The sequence below is a fragment of the Streptomyces sp. NPDC054813 genome, assembly GCF_053611365.1.
In genome coordinates, this window is record NZ_JBSHAF010000032.1 from 1 (window position 1) to 19968 (window position 19968).

Here is a 19968-nt window from a genome sequence, read left to right on the forward strand (position 1 = left end):
CGATCCGGGCGATCACGGTGGTGGGTGCGTTGCGGGCGGAGGGGTTCGATGTCGCCGTGCGTGACCTGTTCGAACACCGCACCGTCGCCGCACTGGCGGCCTTCGCCCGGTCCGGCGCGCCGCGCGCGGACGGTGCGCTCCCGGAGGCCGGTGAACGCGCGGACTTCGGCATCACCTCGGTGCCGTCCGCGATCGCCCTGCAGGCCAGGCGTACGCCCGACGCGGTGGCCGTGGCCTGCGGCGAGCAGCAGCTCGACTACGCCGGGCTGCTCGCCCGCGCCGACGCGGTGGCGGACCGCCTGCGCACGGCCGGCGCCGGCTCCGGCTCGGTGGTCGGCGTGGTCATGGACCGCGGTCTGGACCTGCTGCCGGTGCTGCTGGGCGTCTGGCGCGCGGGCGCGGCCTACCTGCCGCTGGACCCGGCCTACCCGGCGGCCCGCTGCGGCTTTACGCTGCAGGACGCGAAGGCCGTCGCCGTCGTGGCGCACGCCGCCTACGCCGAGGGCCTGGCGGGCGTTTTCGACGGACCGGTGCTCCGCGCCGAGGACCTGATCGCCGCCGAGGCGCCGCGGTCCGCGGTCGAGCCGGCGGCGGTGGACCCGCTGGACCTGGCGTACGTCATCTACACCTCGGGCTCGACGGGAACGCCCAAGGGCGTGCAGGTCACCCACGAGGGCCTGGCCAACCACCTCGGGTGGGCGGCCCGCGACCTCTGTGGCGCCGGTGAGGGCGGCTCCGCGGTCTTCTCCTCGGTGGCCTTCGACCTCGTCGTGCCCAACCTGTGGGCGCCGCTGCTGGTCGGCCAGAAGGTCCGACTGCTGCCGCAGGACCTTGAACCCGCCGACCTCGGCCCGGCCCTGCTGGTCGGCGCGCCCTACTCCTTCCTCAAGCTGACCCCGGGTCACCTGGAGATCATCACCCAGCAGATCACCGGAGCCCAGGCCGCGCGACTGGCCGGTGCGGTCGTGGTGGCCGGCGAGGCTCTGCCCGGCGCCCTGGCCGCCCAGTGGGTCTCCTGGCTCGGCACCGACCGCCTGATCAACGAGTACGGCCCGACCGAGGTGACCGTCGGCACCAGCGTCAACCGGCTCGGGGGCCCGCCCGGCGCCGGGGTGGTGCCGATCGGGCGCGCCCTGCCGAACCTGGCGATGTACATCCTCGACGAGTTCCTCGACCAGGTGCCTGCCGGTGACGCCGGCGAGCTGTTCGTGGCCGGGACCGGCGTGGCCCGCGGTTACGGCGGGCAGCCCGCGCTGACCGCCGACCGTTTCCTGCCCGACCCCTTCGGCGCCCCCGGCACGCGGATGTACCGCACCGGCGACCTGGCGCGGCTGGATGCCGACGGGAACGTCGAGTTCCTCGGCCGACTGGACGACCAGGTGAAGATCCGCGGCTACCGGATCGAGCTGGGCGAGGTCACGGCCGCGGTGCGCTCGCATCCCACGGTGACCGAGGCCACGGTGGTCGCGGCCGGCGGCGAGGGCGGCGACCGACGCCTGGTGGCGTACGTCGTCGTCACCGGCGGCGAGCTGCCGGCCGACCTGGCCGAGCACTGCGCCGGCGCGTTGCCGCAGTACATGGTGCCGACCGCGTTCGTGCCGCTGGACGCGCTCCCGCTGACCGCCAACGGCAAGGTCGACCGCCGGGCCCTGCCGGACGCGGCCGTCGCGACCGGACACGCCTACACCGCCCCGCGCACCGACCTGGAGACGCGCGTCAGCGAAGTCTGGGCCGAGGTGCTCGGCCTGCCCCGGGTCGGCATCCACGACGACTTCTTCGACATCGGCGGTGACTCCGTGCGCGCCGTGGCCGTCGCCGGCCGGCTGCGCGCCGAGGGCTTGAACGTCAGCACCCGCGACGTGTTCGCGCAGCACACCGTCGCCCGGCTGTGCGGGGCGCTCGCCGACCGGGCCGAGATCCGCGAGGAGAGCACCAGGGTCGAGCCCTTCGCCCTGCTCGGCGGGGAGGACCGGGCACTGCTGCCGGAGGGGCTGGCCGATGCCTACCCCCTGACCCAGAACCAGATCGGCATGCTGGTCGAGATGCTCTCCAGTGAGGGCAAGCAGCACTACCACATCGTCAAGACCATCGGTCTGACCGACGAGGAGCCCTTCGACGAGGACGCGCTGCGCGCCTCGCTGGCCGAGCTGATCACGCGGCACGAGATCCTGCGTACGACGTTCGACCTCGAGACCTACTCGGTGCCCATGCAACTGGTGCACCGGAGCGCCGAGCCGCGGCTGATCGTGCACGACTCCACCCACCTGACCGAGGAGGAGGAACCGGCCTTCCTGGCCGAGTTCCTCGACGGCGAGGCCAACTCGCCGGTGGACTACCACGAGGCGCCGCAGCAGCGGCTGATCGTGCAGAAGCTCTCCGGCGGCCGCTGGCAGCTGAGCTTCTCGCAGTCGCACGTGATCCTCGACGGCTGGAGCTTCTTCCAGCTCCGGGTGGAGCTGCTCGGCCTCTACCGCGCGATGCGCGACGGCGGTGAGATCGAGCCCTGCCGCGAGAGCGGCATGCGCTTCGCCGACCAGGTGGCGGCCGAGCTGCGCGCCCTGGCCTCCGGCGACGACCGGAAGTACTGGGCCGAGGTGGTCGGCGCGAACCCGAAGTTCGAGCTGCCCACGGCCTGGGGCGACCCGAACGCCGGCCCGGACGACGTCTTCCGCCGCTCCGTCGAGTTCGGCGAACTGCTGCCCGGCCTGCGCGCGCTGGCCTTCCAGTCGGGCGCCTCGGTGAAGACCGTGCTGCTCGCCGCACACCTCAAGGTGCTCAGCCAGATCACCGCCGAGCGCACCTTCTTCAGCGGCCTCATGTCGCACGTGCGGGCCGAAGTGTCGGGCGCCGACCAGGTCGCGGGCATGAGCCTGAACCCGCTGCCGTTCGCCTTCGACCGCACCGCCCGCACCTGGCGCGAACTCGTGGCCCAGGTCTTCGAGAACGAGACGAGGACCTGGGAGCACCGGCACTACCCGATGCCGGCGATCCAGAACGAGGCGATCGACACCGGGCGCCTGATGGACGTCCACTTCAGCTTCATCGACTTCGACCAGCAGGAGGACGGCCCGGTCGACCGGCGGCTGGACTTCTGCTTCAGCTCCAACGAGTTCCCGGTGACGGTCGCGGTCAAGGCCGGCCGGCTGACCTTCAGCACCAACGCCCAGGCGATGTCCGCCGAGGCCGCCGGTCTGATGGCCGAGTCGTACCTGACCGTCCTGAAGGCGATGGCCGAGGACCCGGACGGCGACGCCCGAGCGGTCCGCTTGCCGGACGGGGAGGAGGCCCGCCTGCTCGCCTTCGGCACCGGCGCGACCCGCCCGGCCGAGCCGCCGCTCGCGCTCGCCGCGTTCGACGCCCAGGCCGCCCGGACGCCGCGGCAGCCGGCCGTGCTCTGCGGCGACGACACGGCGACCTTCGCCGAGCTGTCCGCCAGGGCCGACCGGATCGCCGCCGCGCTGGCGCCCGTGGCCGGCGCCGACCGGGTGATCGCGGTCGCCCTGGACCGCGGGCCCGACCTGCTCGCCGCGTTCCTCGGCACCTGGCGCGCCGGCGGCGGCTACCTGCCGCTCGATCCGGCCCACCCTGCCGAGCGGCTGGGCCGGACCCTCGCCGACGCGGGCGTCGTGGCGGTGGTGACCGAGGAGAAGTACGCCGCGACCTTCGCGGAACTCTCCGGCGTCCCGCTGGTCGTGGTCGACCGCGAGCTGCCCGAGCCGGCCGCCTCGCGCGAGACCGTGGCCACCGACCCGGACTCGCTCGCCTACGTGATCTACACCTCGGGCTCCACCGGCGTGCCCAAGGGCGTGCAGATCACCCACCGCTCGCTGGCGGGCTACCTGGCTGGCGTCACCGAGCTCACCGCCGACGCCGAGGGACCTGCACCGCTGTTCTCCTCGGTGGCCTTCGACCTCGCGGTGCCCCAGCTGTACGTGCCGCTGCTGCGCGGCCGGGCGGTGCACATGATGCCCGCCGACCTCGACCTCGACGAGCTAGGCAGTTGGCTGGCGGCGAGCGGTCCCTACTCCTTCCTCAAGCTGACGCCCTCGCACCTCGGCATCCTCGCCGAGCAGCTGACCGGGCAGCAGGCCCGCGGCCTGGCGGCGATCGTGCTGGTCGGTGGCGAGACCTTCCCGAGCGCGCTGGCCCAGCGGTGGGCGGAACTCTCGGGCGGCGCGCGGATCCTCAACGAGTACGGTCCCACCGAGGTCACCGTCGCCAACAGCTCCGCCGAGTACGATGCCGCGCACGGTGCCGAGACCGTGCCGATCGGCCGGCCGCACGCCGGGACCACCATGTTCGTGCTCGACGAGGAGCTGCGCCGCCTCCCGGCCGGCGTGGTCGGCGAGGTCTTCGTCGGCGGCGAGGGCGTGGCACGTGGCTACCTGAAGCGACCGGGCCTGACCGCGGCGTCCTTCCTGCCCGACCCGTTCGGGGCGCCGGGCGCCCGGCTCTACCGGACCGGCGACCGGGCCAGGCTCCTGGACAGCGGTGAGGCCGAACTCCTCGGCCGCACCGACGGGCAGATCAAGCTGCGCGGGCACCGGATCGAGCTGGGCGAGATCGAGACCGCGCTGGCCGCCCACGAGTCGGTTGCCACGGCCGTGGTGCTCGCGGTCGCCCAGGAGGGCGACGAGGGCCTGCGGCTGGTCGGCCACGCCGTCCCGCGGGTCGGCGAGAGCCCGGACGGCGCGCGATTGCGCGACTGGCTCGGCGAGCGACTGCCGGAGTACATGGTGCCCGCAACCGTGCACGTGACGGAGGAGCTGCCGCTCACCGCCAACGGCAAGGTCGACCGGGAGGCACTGGCCCAGGTCGGCGAGGTCACCGAGGAACTGCCCTACACAGCGCCGGAGACCGAGACCGAGCGGGAACTGGCCCGGATCTGGGCGGCGGCGCTCGGCCACGAGCGGGTCGGCATCGACCACACCTTCACCGAGCTTGGCGGCCACTCGATGGTCGTCATCCAGGTGGTCGCGGCCTCCCGCCGGGCCGGCGTACCGCTCAGCCTGGCGATGCTCTACCAGAACGACACCGTCCGTAAGCTGTCGGCCGCCGTGGACGCCGAACTCGCCGCCCGGGCGGCGCAGTCGGCCCCCGCGGCGTCGGCCCCGCAGGCCGCGCCCGCCGCGGTCGACCGGGCCGCCGTCGAGCGGGCGCTGGCCGAGGGCCGGGTACCCGGCGCCGTGGTCGCCGTGATCGAGGGCGGCGAACTGGTCGCCCTGGAGGCCTTCGGCTCCACCCGCAGCGAGGGCGGCCAACCGGTCGACGCGGACACCCTCTTCCCGGTGGGCTCGGTCAGCAAGCACATCACCGCCTTCGCCGCGCTGCGGCTGGTCGACGAGGGCGTCCTCGCCCTCGACACCGACGTCAACGAGTACCTGACGCGCTGGCGGATCCCGGGCAACGGCACCCACGCGCCGATCACCGCACGGCAGCTGCTGGCCCACCTGTCCGGGCTGACGGTCATGGCCGGTGCGGGATACCCGCGCGGCGCCGTCCTGCCGGAGCTGCGCGAGCTGCTCGCCGGCGAGGTCGGGGGTCGGCCGGCCCCCGAGCGGGAGCTGGCGCCCGGCGCCGAGTTCCGCAAGGCCAACACGCACTTCTCGGTGCTCCAGCAGGCGATGTCGGACGTCACCGGCGAGCCGTTCGCCGACCTGATGGACCGGATGGTGTTCAAGCCGCTGGGCATGACGGACTCCTCCTTCCGGCCGGCGTTCCCCGAGGGCCGCACGGCCGCCCACGGACACGACGCGCAGGGTGCGCCGGTCGAGGGCGGCTGGGAGCAGCGGGTGGACGCCGCGGCCGCGGGCCTGTGGAGCACGGCGGCCGACCTGGCCGCGTTCGCTCTGGAGATCCGCCGCAGCGGACTCGGCCGACCGCGCGCACTGCTGCGTCCGCAGACGGTGACCGAGCTGCTCACCGAGCAGTCGCCGGGGAGCTTCTACGGGCTCGGCACGGTGCTGGACGCCGACGGTGGGACGACCTGGTACGGCCACGCGGGCGAACTGCCCGGGCACCGGGCGATGACCATGGCCGAGCTGCGCTCCGGCCGGGGCTTCGTCGTCCTGGCGGCCGGCGCCGGCGGCGACCGTCTGGTCCGGCTGTTCACCTCGGCGACCTCGGGACGGCCCGGCCCCCGCTAGGGGCTGTCCGGACCCGGGTCCGGGCACGCGACGGGCCCGGCCCCCGCCACCGACCACGCTGCCAAAGGAACCGCATGACCAGGCATCTGATATCCCTTGAGGACCTCTCCGACGACGACCTGTACGCCATGGTCGCCCGCGCCGCCGACCACGGCGCGGGCCGCCCGGCCGGCCACCGACCGCTGGACGGGACGGTGGTCGGGATCTACTTCCGCAAGACCTCCACCCGCACCCGCACCGCCTTTTCGGTCGGCGCGCTGCGGCTGGGCGCGGGCATCGTCGCCTACGGCCCGGACGACCTGCAGACCAACACGGGGGAGACCACCGAGGACACCGGAGCGGTGTTCGCCCGGATGCTCGACGTGCTGGTCGCGCGTACCGCGGGTGAGCCGGAGGAACTGCGCGGCTGGGCCGGGCCGCGCGGCATGTCGGTGGTGAACGCGATGACCGCCGACGAGCACCCCACGCAGGCCATCGCCGACCTGGCGGCGCTGCAGGGCAGGTTCGGCCGGGTCGCCGGACTGCGGATCCTCTACCTCGGCGAGGGAAACAACACCGCGGCGGCGCTCGCGCTGGCCGTTTCGCGGTACCGGGACACCTACCTGGAGCTGCGCACGCCGCCCGGGTACGGGCTGCCCGCCCGGATCCTCGACCGCGCCGGCGCACGGGCCGAGAAGAGCGGCGCCCGGATCGTCGAGCGCCACGACACGGCCGACCTCCCCCCGGGGTTCGACGTCATCTACACCACCCGCTGGCAGACCACCGGGACCAGCAAGCCGGACCCGGACTGGCGGCGCGGCTTCGAGCCCTTCCGGGTCACCCGGGAGCTGTGGCGCACCAGCCCGGACGCGGCGTTCATGCACGACCTGCCGGCGCATCGCGGCGAGGAGGTCAGCGCCGAGGTGCTGGACGGCCCGCGCAGCATCGCCTTCGACCAGGCCGCGTGCAAGATGTACGGCGCGATGGCGGTCCTCGAATGGTGCCACCACGGCGTGGTCGTCCCGCCCGGGCCGACCGGGGTGGAACTCGGGTGAGCCGGACCGGGACGACCGAGCGGAACGACGAAGTCCGACCGCTCTCCAAGAACCGCGACTTCAACCTGCTCTGGCTGGGCGCCGGGGTCTCCGCGCTCGGCAACCGGGTCGCCTCCACGGCCTTCCCGCTGCTGGTCCTCTGGCAGGGCGGGTCGATCTCCTCGGCCGGACTGGTGGCCTTCGCGTCACAGCTGCCGAACCTGGTCGTCCAGTTGCCGGCCGGGGCCCTGGTGGACCGCTGGGACCGCCGACGGGTGATGCTCGTCTGCGACCTCGCCGCGGGCCTGGCCATGGCCGGGGTGGTGACCGTGCTGATGCTCGGCCACCTGTGGATCCCCCTGCTCATGGTGGCGGCCTTCATCGAGGGCGGCGCGATGATCTTCTACCGGCTCGCCGAGCGCGCCGCCGTCCGCAACCTGGTGCGCCCCGAACACCTCTCCGCCGCGCTGTCCCGCAACGAGGCGCGCGGTCAGGCCTCGGGCCTGCTGGGCAGTCCGCTCGGTTCCGCCCTGTTCACGCTGTTGCCGTGGCTGCCCTTCCTGGTCTCGCTGGCCGGCCGGGCGGTGGCCGGTCTCAGCCTGCTGGCCATCCGAACCGGGTTCCAGCAGACCAGGGCGAAGACCGGCGAGCGTAATCTGCGGGCCGAGATCGGCGCGGGCATGGCCTGGCTGTGGCGCCAGCGCTTCCTGCGGGCGGCGATCTCCCTGGTCGCCGGGAGCAACCTGGTCTTCCAGGCGACCAACCTGGCCGTGGTTCTGATCATCAAGCGCAACGACGGCTCGCCGATGGAACTCGGTGTGGTCAGCGTGGTCGGCGGGCTCGGTGGTGTGCTCGGCGCGATGTCCGGCGGCTGGTTCCTGTCCCGGCTGTCGGCTTCCGGGATCGTGATCGGCGCCCTGATGGTGTGGACCCTCCTGGTACCGATGATCCTGCTGAGCCCCAACCCGGTGGCCCTCGGCGCGCTGTCCGCCGGGATCGCCGCCGTCGGCGCCATCAGCAACCTGGCCGCCGGGGTCTATCTGACCAAGGTCTGCCCGGACGAGATGCAGGGCCGGGCGATCAGTGTCGCGAGCCTGCTCTCCTCCGGCACCAACTCACTGGGCGCGATGGCGGCCGGCTTCGCATTGGCCCGTGCGGGACTCACCAGCACGATCGGCGTGGCCACCGGCTTCATGGCGCTGCTCGCCGTGATCTCCGTGGTGAGCCCGGCGGTCCGCTCCGGCCGTGAACCGCTCAAGTAGGGCTTGTCAAAGGAACCTGGCACCGGCCGGCCGGCCGACCGGACGCGATACAGAGGGCCTATAGGCAGTGGGCGGAGCGTGGAGTCGGTGCCCGCCGGCACATGTTGAAGGGACGGACGTGAACCACAACTGGAAGCCCCGGGAGCTCAACCCGGACGAGATCGGCACCGCCGCGAACGCGGCCGGGCTGGTCGAGTACCTGCGCGGGATCGACCTGGCCGCGCTGCTGACCGCCGAGAAGGCGCTGGTGATGCATGGGTTCGGGGTCGCGACCGGCGAACTCGACGACGTGCTCGACGCGTTGCTGCCCGACCGCCTCGCCTACGTGCACGGCAACTCGCCGCGGACGAAGGTCGGCCGCAACGTCTACACCTCGACCGAGTACCCGGCCACGCTGGCCATCTCGATGCACAACGAGATGTCGTACGCCTCGCGCTGGCCGACCCGGCTGGCCTTCTACTGCGAGACCGCGCCCGGCTCAGGCGGCGCGACCCCGGTGATCGACGGCGAGCTGTGGTTGGAGTCGGTCGGCTCGGAGATCCGCGAGGCCTTCGCCGACGGCGTGCGCTACCAGCAGAATCTGCACGGCGGATACGGCCTGGGCAAGAGCTGGCAGCAGACCTTCGAGACCGAGGACCGGAGCGAGGTCGAGGCCTTTCTGGCCGAGTCCGCGGCCTCCTGGGAGTGGCGCTCGGACGGCAGCCTGCGCATCGAGCAGCTGCGCCCGGCTTTCGTCCGCCACCCGGTGACCGGCGCCGAGGTTTGGTTCAACCAGGCCGACCAGTGGCACCCGGCGGGGCTCGGCGACGAGACCGCGCGGGCGCTCAGCGAGATCATGCCGCCCGAGGACCTGCCGCAGTCCGCCACCTTCGCCGACGGCAGCCCGATCCCGGACGAGTACGTCACCAAGATCCGCGACCTCGGCCTGGAGAAGGCGGTCGACGTGGACTGGCACGTCGGGGACCTGCTGCTGATCGACAACGTCCTGGTCGGGCACGGCCGACGGCCCTTCGACGGTCCGCGCCGCGTGCTGGTGGCCATGTCCGGAACCGACGAGGCGTGAGGAAGCCGCACCATGACTGACAACACTCTGGCATACGTCATCGAGGCCGGGACGGACGGCCGCGCCCCCCGGGAGGTGTTCGAGGCCGAGCGCCCCCGGATCCGCCGAAAGCTGCTGGAGCACGGCGCGGTGCTGCTGCGCGGCTTCCCGATCGACGGGGTCGCGGGCTTCCAGGAGGCCGTGCGGACTCTCTCCGGGGACCCGCTGGTCTACAACGAGCGTTCCTCCCCGCGGCACGCGATCCTCGGGAACGTCTACACCTCGACGGACTACCCGCCGAACGAGGAGATCTTCCTGCACAACGAGAACTCCTACCAGGCCTCCTGGCCGCGGCTGCTCTGGTTCTACTGCGAGACCGCGCCGGAGACCCAGGGCGCCACGCCGCTGGCCGACATCGGGGCCGTCTACAAGGCGATCGACCCGAGCGTGCGCGAGGAGTTCGCCCGCAAGGGCTGGATGGTCGTGCGCAACTTCCACGAGGGCTTCGGCGTACCGTGGCGCTCGGTGTTCAACACCGGTGACCGCGCAGTGGTCGAGGCCCACGCCAAGCGCAGCGGCCTCGAGGTGGAGTGGCGCGGCACGGACGGGCTGCGCACCAAGGCCGTGCGCAAGGCGATCCACCGTCACCCCGACACGGGCGAGGAGGTCTGGTTCAACCACGCGACCTTCTTCCACTACACGACGCTCGCGCCGGACGTCCAGGAGGGCCTGCTCGCGCTGTTCGACGAGGAGGACATGCCGACCAACACCTACTTCGGTGACGGCACGCCGATCCCGGATGACGTCACCGCGCATCTGCGCGACTGCTACCGGGCCGCATCCACGCGCTTCGACTGGCAGCAGCGCGACATCCTGATCGTCGAGAACATGCTGGCGGCGCACGCGCGCGAGCCGTTCACCGGTCCGCGCAAGATCGCGGTCGCGATGACCGAGGGCCACATGCCCGATTCCGACTCCGGGGTCCGGGCGAGTTGAGACCCTTCCCGTCAGCCCCGCAGTCGTCCTGGTTGCGCAGCTTCCTCCCACGCAACACCGCGGCGCGCGCCCGGCTGGTCTGCTTCCCGCATGCCGGCGGGACGGCCAACACCTTCCGGGAGCTGGCCGAGCTGCTCGCGCCCGAGATCGAGGTGCTGGCGATCCAGTACCCGGGCCGGCAGGATCGTTTCGCGGAGCCGTTCATCGCCGACTTCGAGGAGCTCGCCGACCTCCTCGCCGAGCTCCTCACCCCCGGCCTGGGCCGCGCACCCACCGCCTTCCTCGGGCACAGCATGGGCGCGACCGTCGCCTACGAGGTGGTCCGCCGGCTGCGGCCCCGCTACCCCTCGCCGCTCACCGCGCTGTTCGTCTCGGCCCGCAAGGCCCCCGACCGGATCACGCCGATGGGGCTGGAGTTCGACGACGAGGAGATCCGGCTGGTCGTCGACCGGCTCGGCGGCACCGGCAGCGAACTGCTGCGCCACCCCGACCTGTGGGAACTCTCGGCGCCGATCCTGCGCAACGACTTCCTGATGAGCGAGCGTTACCACTTCACCCCGGGGCCGCCGGTGGCCTGTCCGCTCACCGTCATGGTCGGCGACGAGGACGAGGCCTTCACCGAGCAGGACGCGGCGCACTGGTCCCGGCACACGCTCGGATCCTTCGCCGTGCACAGCTTCGAGGGCGGCCACTTCTACTTCGAGCAGAATCCCGAACCCCTGGCGCAGGTCCTGGCCCAGGCCCTGCGCCAATGGACGGACCAAGGGAGCAAGCCATGACCGTGGACCTCGCCGGTTACCGGAACGTCCCCGACGCCCTCGTCGACCGTGCCCGGCTTCGGCCGGAGCACCCGGCCCTCATCGTCTCGCCGGACGCCGGACCGGACGGGGAGGAGGTGTACACCTACGCCGAACTCCTCGCCCAGGTCGAGCGTTCGGCGCGTTGGCTGGCCGCCCGGCTGGAGCCCGGCAGCCGGGTGGTGCTCGCGCTGCCCAGCGGCGTGGGCTTCGTCGAGTCCTACTTCGGCTGCCTGACCGCCGGGATGGTCGCCGTCCCGGTGCCGCCGCCCGGCGGTTCGGCGCAGGCGCGGGCGCGGATCGAGCAGATCGTCCGGGACTGCGAGCCCGCCCTCGTCCTCACCGAGGAGGACGAGATCCAGGGCCTCGCCGAGACGGTCGCGCAGGCGGGTCTTGAGGGCTGCGCCGTGGAGTCCCCTGCCGTTGCGCAGGCCGCGGCCGAGGGGCGGGCCGCGCTGCCGGAAATCGACCGGGACACCCTCGGCGTCCTCCAGTACAGCTCGGGCTCCACAGGCGAGCCCAAGGGCGTGATGGTGAGCCAGGGCAACGTCCTCGCCAACGCCGAGCTGTTCTGCCGGGCCAACGGCGCCGATCAGGACGACGTCTTCGGCGGCTGGATCCCGCTGCACCACGACATGGGCCTGTTCGCGATGCTCAGCTCCGCGGTGTTGGCCGGGGCCACCGTCGTGCTGATGTCGCCGATCAGCTTTGTCAAGCGGCCGGCCACCTGGCTGCGGCTGATCGACCGTCACCGGATCAGCGTCAGCGCGGCGCCGAGCTTCGCCTTTGACCTCTGCGTGCGGCTGGTTCCGAAGGAGCAGGCGGATGCCGTCGACCTGTCCAGCCTGCACTGCGTCATCAACGGCTCCGAGCCCGTCCATGTGCCAACGCTGCGCGCCTTCACCGAGCACTTCGCCGCCGCGGGTTTCGCCCCGGAGGCCATGACGCCCGGCTACGGCCTCGCCGAGGCGACCGTCTACGTCTCGACCAAGCCGCCGCGGCAGCGGCCCGCGCTCCTCACCACCGGCGCCGGCAGGGAGGTCGCCGGCTGCGGTCTGCCGATCGGCTTCGAGCTGCGGATCGTCGACCCGGTGACCCGCCTGGCCTGCGCGCCGGGTGAGACCGGCGAGATCTGGGTGCGCGGCGAGAGCGTCGGACAGGGCTACTGGAAGCGGCCCGGGACCAGCGAGGAGATCTTCCGGGCCACCCTGGCGGACTCCGCCGACGACACGTGGTGGCTGCGTACCGGTGACCTCGGAAGCGTGCAGGAGGGCGAGCTGGTGATCACCGGCCGGCTCAAGGAGGTGATGGTGATCCGCGGCCGCAACGTCTTCCCGCAGGACGTCGAGCACGAGGCTCGCACGGCCCACCCCTTGCTGGCGGGCTTCATCGGCGCGGCCTTCGCGGTCCAGGCCCCCGACGAGCGCGTGGTGCTGGTGCACGAGATCAACCCCGTGGCCTCGGCGGAGGAGCTCCCCGCCCTGGTCGCGGCTGTCCGCAAGCAGCTGACCGGGGTGCTGGGTTCCCCACTGCGCGATGTGGTGCTACTGCGCCGCGGTGCCGTCCGCCGGACGACCAGCGGGAAGATTCAGCGCGGCACGATGCGCTCGTTGTTCCTGGAGGGCGGCCTTGCTCCGGTCTACGCTGACCTGTCCCCGGAGGTGCGCGGACTGCTGCCGGCTTGAGTCCGGCCCTTGACACGACAACGACGAAGGTGCGGTTCCCGGGGGAGGCGGAACCGCACCTTCGTCGCGCTCAGCCGAGCCCCGGTGGATCCGGGAGCTCGCCGAGATTCTGGGCCACCCAGGCGTCGTTGTAGACGGTGTCCAGGTAGCGTTCGCCACTGTCCGGGAAGACGAGCACGCTGGTCGAGTGGTCCGGCAGTTTCGGGGCGAGCCGCTCGTAGGCCGCCACCACCGCGCCCGAGGACGCGCCGGCGAGCACGCCGGTGCGCGCGACCGTACGGCGGCAGGCCGCCACGCACTCGAGGTCGGTGACCCGCATCCCCTCGTCGACCAGCGTGAGGTCCACCAGGGCCGAGCGCACCCCGGCGCCATGGCCGGGCAGCAGCCGGCGCCCGGGCTGCCCGCCCAGGATGACGCTGCCGGCCGCGTCCACCGCGATCACCTTGGTGGACTTGCCGCTCTGCTGGATGTACTGGGCGCAGCCGCGAAGCGTGCCGAAGGTGCTGACCGCGACGAACAGGTAGTCCACGTCATGGTCGAGTTGCTCGGCGATCTCCCGCATGGTGCGCTTGTGCGCCCGTGGGTTGAGCGGATTGCCGTATTGGTTGGGCCAGTAGACGTGCGGGTCGGAGGCGACCAGCTCCCGCACCCGGCGCAGCCGGGCGGCGAGGAACTCACCGGTCTCCGGGTCGGGCTGGTCGACCATCTCGACCCGCCCGCCGTACGCCTCGATCAGCGCGAGGTTGCTGCGCGCCGTACGGATGTCGGCCACGCAGACGAACCGCATGCCGTAGTAGCGGCACAGCTGGGCAAGTCCCACGCCGAGGTTGCCCGAACTGGACTCGACGACGGTGGTCTTCGCCGGGTCCACCTCACCGGAGCTGATCCGGGTGGAGAGCATCTCCAGCGCGGTGCGGTCCTTGATGCTGCCGCCGGGGTTGAACCATTCGAGCTTGGCGAACACGCGTGAACGGCACCCCGGCACGAGGCCGTCCAGCGCCACCAGGGGAGTGCCGCCGATGGCCTCCGTGATTCCCCGCAGGGCCGGGGAGGTCATTCCTGGCCGCCGCCGTTCACGAGATACCCGGCGAGCGCTGAGACGGTTTCGAAGTCCCACAGCAGAGTGGGGTCGGCCGTCACGCCGAACTCGTCCTCGATGTCCGCGGAGAGCGAGAAGGCGTAGACCGAGTCGAGGCCGTAGTCGGCGAGCGAGACGTCGACGGCGACCTCCTCGGCCGGCAGCCGCACGTAGTAGGCGACCCGGCCGATGAGCCAGGTGGTCGTTTCCTCAAGGGACTTCGGCGCGTTGAGTGAACTGGATGTCATCGTTCTTCCTAGGTGTCCGGGTTTCCCTGGCGCCCCGTCAGATCGAGCGGGCGCCCGGCATGGTGAAGGTCGACCGTCTGCCGGAACAAGGCATCCTCGAGCTCGGTGCGTTCCTCGGCGGTGATCGGCCGGCGGCCCGAGAGGCGGGTGGCCAGCCGGTCGAGGGCGGCCGAAACCCACAGGTCGTCGCCGAGGCCCGAGCACGTGCCGCCGCCCGCGTGCCGCCAGACGCCCAGGCAGGCTGCCGCGGCGAGGACGACGGTGTAGCGGTGCACGGCCTCGAACACGGCCGCCGAGGCGTCGATCGTGGTGGCCTGCGGGGCGAGGCCCGTGAAGTGGTCGCGGAGGCAGGCGAGTTCGTCGCGGAAGTACGCGGCGAAGCGGGTGGGCAGGCCGCCGCCAGGCTGCTCGGCGACGGCGGCGAGGGTCGCCGAGACGGTGTCGGTCCGCGGGATGCCGAGCCCGAGCGCGGTGAAGTCCATCGGCGGCAGGGGCGCGCCGGGGCGGAACAGCCCGGACTCGCCCGGTGTGGGTTCGGTGCCGAGCCAGGAGCGCTGGGCCAGCCGGGGCAGCAGCGGCAGCAGGCCGGCCTGGCAAGCGGTCCGCGAGGCGTGCATGAACGCGATCGGGGCGAGGTCGCGGGCGAGCTTCTGGAAGATCGCGGCGGACCCCTCACGCAGATACGACTGCGCGCCGAGGACCATCCGCAGGGTGTCAACGACGTCCTTGAGCAGCTGCGGGACGAGGTACTTGACCGCCGGTGCGAGCAGCGGGGCCTCCTCCGGCAGGAGGTGCAGCGCCCGGATCGCGACCGCGCACAGGGCGTCGGCTGCCAGCAGGTCCGCGGCGGCGCGCGCGATCGAGGCCCGCACGTAGGGCAGCGCGACGATGGGCGCCCCGTACAGTCGGCGCTCCTCGGCCGCGGTGAGTGTGACCCGCAGGCCGGTCTCCGCGGTGGCGAGGAACATCGCCGGCAGGGTGGTGCGCGTCACCTGGAAGCTGCGCAGACCGAGTTCGAGGCCCTGGCCGGGTGCGCCCAGCAGCGCCTCGGCCGGGACGGGGTAGTCGAGGAACCCGGCGCCGCCCAGGTGCACGCCGCGCAGCCCGCTGCTGCGGTATCGCGGCCCGGGGCGCAGCCGCGCCGAGGCGAGGTCGAGCTCGGGGAGCAGGAACAGACTGTGGCTGCGGCCGCCCGGGCGGTCCGAGGTACGGGCGAACAGCACCATGCCGTCGGAGGCGCCGAGGTTGGTGACGACGTCCTTGCGGCCGTGCAGCTTCCAGCCGTCGGGGCCGGGGGTGGCGCGGAAGGCGGCACCGGTGAGGTCGTTGCCGTGTTCGAGTTCGTTGTAGGCGGTGGCGAAGCGCCTGTTCGCGGACAGCGCGTCCGCCATGGCGCGCTGCTGCGACTCGTCACCACCCACCCACACCTGCACGGCCGCCAGGTACGAGCTGCCGGCGTAGCCGACGCCGAGGCACGGGTCGCGCCGCCAGAGCACCCGCATGGCTGCGACGAGTGCCTCCAGTGAGTCGAGCCGCCCGCCGAGCCCGGTCGGGACAAGTTCGCGGTTGAACACGAAGCCGTCCAGGGCCTCGGTGGCAGCGGCGAGCTGTTCCTCGCGCTCGTCGGCCGCGAGCAGGGCCCGGAAGCCGGTCGGGTTCGTCTCCTGCCACGCGTCGCCGAGCAGGGCTTCGAGGGCGGACGCGCGGTCAGCCATGGGAACGCTCCAGGTGCTGTACGAAGCCGAAGGCCGTGATCGGGCCGGGGTGATCCGTCGCTCGGACGAGCCAGTCCGCCAGCCGGTGGTCGAGCTCCTCGTGCCAGGCCGGGGCGAACTCCGGCGCGTCGCCGCAGAGGGCCGGGTCGAGTCGGCGGACGATCTCCCGCAGAACGCCGGCGAGCCACAGTTGTCCGTCCCACAGCTCGCCGGCAACACATGGCTCCGCGCCGTCGGCTGCCGCGCGGTTCGCCGTCCAGAGGTGCAGGGCGGACGCGGCAGCGAAGCAGAGTTCGTACTGCTGGGCCAGGTCGTGGGCGTATATCGAGGGCTGCCGGTTCGGGCGGACGTCAGCCATGGCCCCGCAGACCCGGTCCATGGCGTCCACCGTGTGCCGGGCGAGCGCCGACAGGCCGGCGTTCCCGGCCGCCTCCACCGCGGGCAGCGTCGTCCGCGCGGATGCCACCACGCTGCACCCCTGTCGGCTCGCCGCCCGCAGCCGCATCCACGGCAACGGGGCGAGCGGCGCGGTCAGCGTGGTCGCTGCGGTCAGGCCGTGCCGGTCGGCTGTGCCGCCGGCGTGCCCGGCGGCGATCATGGCGAACTGGTTGATCAGCGCGTGGCGGTTGACCGGGGTGCTGCCGTCGAAGATGGCGAGCACGGCGTGGTCCCGGGCGAGCTTCTGAAAGGCTCCGTGCTCGTGCAGCTCGGTGAGCAGGGAACGGGCGCCGAGGAAGTCACCGAGCCGGCCGAGCGCCTCGTCGGCAAGCGTCGGCGCCAGCGCCTTGAGCACGGCGGACACCACGCTCATCTCGCCGGTGAGGGTGTGCGCCGCCCGGCAGCCGACCAACCCGGCGGCCTCGGCCGTCAACAGGGTGGCGGTCGAACGGCCGAGCAGCGAGCGGACGAAGGGCCGTTCGATCAGCGGCCGCCCCTGGATCCGGTGTTCCACGGCGAACCGGGTGGCCAGCCGGAGGGCGTGCTCGACCGCGCCGACCGAGATCGCGCCGCACAGTGTCCGGGTGAGCTGGAGGCCCTTGAGGACGGTCTCCATGCCGCCGCCCGGCGTACCGACCAGCGCTGACTCGTCGACGCGCGCGCCGTCGAAGCGGATCCCGCTGATGTCGACGCCCCGGATGCCCAGGGTGTCGACCTTCGGCAGCTGCGTCGTCGAGCCGGGTGCCAACTCGGCCTTGTCCACCAGGAACAGGCCGAAGCCGCGGCCGCCCCCTCGTTCGTCGGTGCGGGCCAGGACGGCGAGCAGGTCGCCCCGGGTGGCGTTGTTGATCGGCCACTTGGTGCCGTCGAGGCGGTAGCAGCCCTCCTCGGGGACGGCGGTGAGTTCGCCGGCGAGCAGGTCGGCGCCGTGGCCGGGCTCGGTCAACGCCCAGCCGACCCGCGAGCCGCCGAGGACCGCTCCGGCCAGGCCCCGGGCCTGCTCGGGTGAGCCCGCTATCCACACGCAGACCGAGCCAAGATACGTCTTGGCGTGCGCCACGGCGACCGACAGGTCGTGCCGGCTCATCGCCCGCCAGAGCTCGAACAGCTCCTGGTGGCTCTCCAGCCGGCCGCCGTGCTCGCGCGGCACGTAGTAGGCCGGCAGCCCCAATCCGTCCAGCTGGGCGAGCTGTTCCTGCGGGTAGGCGGCGTCGCGGTCGAGCTCCGCGAGCATCGGTGCGGCCCGGCCGAGGAGGGCGTCGATCTCCTGGGCCAGGACGATCGCGTTCTGCGGCTCAGCCATCGGATCCAGCACTTCCATAGCCGCCCCACAGGGCGAGATCGGCGAACCCGTGGGCCACGGGCTCCTGGTCGAGCGAGTCGACCGACGCGTCCGGGGCGGCCGCCAGGCCCTCCAGGACGCCGACCACCCGGTCCAGGACGCTTTGGGCCTCGGCCACGCCGTAGACGTCGGGGCGGTAGCCGAGCCACAGGCGCAGCCGCGCCCCGGGTATGACCACCAGCCGGAGTGGGAAGTGCGTCCCGTCGTGCCCGTCCAGCGCGGTCAGCCGGACCTTGCTCAGCTGCGCGTCCAGGACCTTGAGGTCCAGTGGGTAGTTCAGGCAGACCATGGTCGTGTCGAACAGGGTCCGGCCGTGGGCCGCGTGCTGGATCTCGGCGAGGCCGAGGAACTGGTGGCCGAGCAGCTCCGTCTGCTCGCGCTGCAGCCGCTCGAGCATGTCGATGGCGGGTTCGGCCGGATCCATCCGGACCCGCACAGGCACCGTGTTGGTGAACATGCCGACGGCGCGCGCGATACCGGGCAGCTGGGGCGGCCGCCCGGACACCGAGGTGCCGAACACCACGTCCTCGCCGCCGACGATGCCGCCGAGCACCACCGCCCATGCTCCCTGCGTCAGGGTGTTGACGGTGAGACCGTGGCCACGGGCGAGCTCGGTCAGCTCCGTGGTCAGCTCGGCCGAAAGCTCGGTGCGCAGCTGGCTGTGACGGACCGAGCCGAGGCCGGCCGCTTCGGGGGCGACGACAGTGGGCTCGGCCGGCCCGGCCAGGGCCGCCGACCAGGCCCGCGCCGCCGCGTCCCGGTCCTGGTCGGCCAGCCAGGACAGGTACCCGGCCGGCGAGCTGTCCTGGGCGGCCTCCGGGGCCTCCTGGCCCTCGTAGAGCGCGAACAGGTCGGTGAGCAGTACCGGGGTCGACCAACCGTCCCACAACAGATGGTGGTTGAGCAGGAAGACCCGGTGGCGATCGGCGTCGAGCCGGACCACGACGAGGCGCAGCAGCGGCGGGTGGGTGATGTCGAACCGCACTCGCTCCAGCTCCCACTCCAGGTCGGTGAGGGCCGCCGCGCGGCCGGCCTCGTCGTGGCCGGAGAGGTCGACGATCCGCCAGCCCGGCACGGCCGAGGCGCAGACGATCTGCAGCGGCTCGGCGCCGTCCAGGCAGTCGAACGCGACCCGCAGCGCCGGGTGCCGCTCCACCAGCCGCTCGGCCGCCCGGCGAAGCCGCGGGGTGTCGAGCGGGCCGTCGAGGTCGAGTGTCAGCCGGGCGACGTACGCGTCCTCGGCGTCCTCGTCCAACAGGGTCTGGGTGAGCAGCCCCTGCTGGAGGGGCGTCAGGGGCCAGATGTCGGTGAGGTCGGGGCGCTCGCGCTCCAGCCGCTCCAGCCGGTTGGTGTCCAGGGCCACCAGTGGGAAGTCCGACGGGGTACGCCCGCCGAAGTCCGGGGCGCCGGCGGCGGCCGCGAGCCGGCCGAGTGAGGCGAGCCAGGAGTCGGCCAGGCCGCGGATGTCGTCCTCGCCGAACAGCCCCTCCGGCCAGGAGAACACCGTCACCAGCCGCAGGCCGTCCGCGTCTTCGTGGGCGATCGAGTCGACCTCGATCTCGTGGCTGAACGGCATCGCGGGATCGGCGCCCGAGCCCGGCGTCCGCCGGTCCGGCTCGACCCCCCACGGCCGGCCCGCGTCCATGGCAAATCTGCCGAGGTAGTTGAAGCCGACGCGGGGGGTCGGCGCGTCGGGGAGGGCGGCCGCCAGGTACTTGGCCGGGCCGAAGCCGGTGCCCCGGGCGGGAACCGCGCGCAGTTGCTCCTTCACCTGCTTGAGCGCGTGTCCGAGGTCCGCGCCCGGGCCGGGGTCCACCCGGACCGGGTAGATCGCGGTGAACCAGCCGACGGTGCGTGAGAGGTCGGTCGACGGCAGCGATTGCTCCCGGCCGTGTCCCTCCAGGTCGATCAGGACCTCGCTGCGGGACGGCCCGCCACGCTGCTCCCGCCAGTGCGCGAGGGCGAGCGAGAAGCCGGTCAGCAGGACGTCCTCGGGCCCGGCGCGGAAGGCCGCCGGTATGCCCACCAGCAGGCGGCGGGTGACGTCGGCGGGCAGCTCGACGCGCAGGTGCCGGGCGCGTCCGACCAGGTCGAGGGGGGGGGGGGGGGGGGGGCGGGGGCGGCGGGGCGGGGGGGGGGGGGCGCGCCCCCCGCCCCCCCCCCCGCCCCCCGCCCCCGCGGGGGGGGGCGCGCGCGCGGCGGGCGC

Annotated in this window: 12 protein-coding genes; 7 read left to right on the top strand and 5 right to left on the bottom strand. The window is 73.0% G+C overall.

Annotation, left to right across the window (positions count from 1 at the left end; genetic code table 11):
• Positions 1-56 precede the first annotated feature (56 nt).
• From ACWGJB_RS42745 to ACWGJB_RS42775, 7 genes are all read left to right on the top strand, one after another.
• Entirely contained in the window at positions 57-6146 is a 6090-nt protein-coding gene (locus ACWGJB_RS42745; RefSeq protein ID WP_453385424.1) for an amino acid adenylation domain-containing protein, read from the top strand.
• 74 nt (positions 6147-6220) lie between these two features.
• Positions 6221-7180: an ornithine carbamoyltransferase gene (locus ACWGJB_RS42750; RefSeq protein WP_453385425.1), complete on the top strand. Its 960-nt coding sequence runs from the start codon at positions 6221-6223 to the stop codon at positions 7178-7180.
• On the top strand, positions 7177-8421 hold the full coding sequence (locus ACWGJB_RS42755; protein WP_453385426.1) for an MFS transporter: 1245 nt from the start codon (positions 7177-7179) through the stop codon (positions 8419-8421). Before ACWGJB_RS42750 ends, ACWGJB_RS42755 begins: the two co-directional genes overlap by 4 nt.
• Before the next feature lie 118 nt (positions 8422-8539).
• Positions 8540-9484: a TauD/TfdA family dioxygenase gene (locus tag ACWGJB_RS42760; RefSeq protein ID WP_453385427.1), complete on the top strand. Its 945-nt coding sequence runs from the start codon at positions 8540-8542 to the stop codon at positions 9482-9484.
• Positions 9485-9496: 12 nt separating this feature from the next.
• Positions 9497-10459 (top strand): TauD/TfdA family dioxygenase, encoded by a 963-nt coding sequence (locus tag ACWGJB_RS42765; RefSeq protein ID WP_453385428.1) that lies wholly within the window; start codon positions 9497-9499, stop codon positions 10457-10459.
• Positions 10460-10491: 32 nt separating this feature from the next.
• Positions 10492-11238, top strand: a complete 747-nt coding sequence (locus tag ACWGJB_RS42770; protein WP_453385429.1) for a thioesterase II family protein — start codon at positions 10492-10494, stop codon at positions 11236-11238.
• Complete coding sequence (locus ACWGJB_RS42775; RefSeq protein WP_453385430.1) at positions 11235-12941, top strand: fatty acyl-AMP ligase; 1707 nt, start codon at positions 11235-11237, stop codon at positions 12939-12941. The genes ACWGJB_RS42770 and ACWGJB_RS42775 overlap by 4 nt, the downstream gene beginning before the upstream one ends.
• A gap of 70 nt (positions 12942-13011) precedes the next feature.
• On the opposite strand, the gene sbnA is transcribed toward ACWGJB_RS42775, so the two are convergent.
• From sbnA to ACWGJB_RS42800, 5 genes are read right to left on the bottom strand one after another with little or no spacing between them, the layout of a single operon-like run.
• On the bottom strand, positions 13012-13998 hold the full coding sequence (gene sbnA, locus ACWGJB_RS42780; RefSeq protein WP_453385431.1) for a 2,3-diaminopropionate biosynthesis protein SbnA: 987 nt from the start codon (positions 13996-13998) through the stop codon (positions 13012-13014).
• Positions 13995-14267: an acyl carrier protein gene (locus ACWGJB_RS42785; RefSeq protein ID WP_453385432.1), complete on the bottom strand. Its 273-nt coding sequence runs from the start codon at positions 14265-14267 to the stop codon at positions 13995-13997. The genes sbnA and ACWGJB_RS42785 overlap by 4 nt, the downstream gene beginning before the upstream one ends.
• Before the next feature lie 8 nt (positions 14268-14275).
• A complete protein-coding gene (locus ACWGJB_RS42790; RefSeq protein WP_453385433.1) occupies positions 14276-15982 on the bottom strand; it encodes an acyl-CoA dehydrogenase in 1707 nt (568 codons plus the stop codon).
• On the bottom strand, positions 15975-17723 hold the full coding sequence (locus ACWGJB_RS42795; RefSeq protein WP_453385434.1) for an acyl-CoA dehydrogenase family protein: 1749 nt from the start codon (positions 17721-17723) through the stop codon (positions 15975-15977). The genes ACWGJB_RS42790 and ACWGJB_RS42795 overlap by 8 nt, the downstream gene beginning before the upstream one ends.
• The gene (locus tag ACWGJB_RS42800; RefSeq protein WP_453385435.1) at positions 17716-19788 is read right to left on the bottom strand and encodes a condensation domain-containing protein; all 2073 of its coding nucleotides are present in this window, start codon (positions 19786-19788) and stop codon (positions 17716-17718) included. Before ACWGJB_RS42800 ends, ACWGJB_RS42795 begins: the two co-directional genes overlap by 8 nt.
• Between the last annotated feature and the right edge of the window lie 180 nt (positions 19789-19968).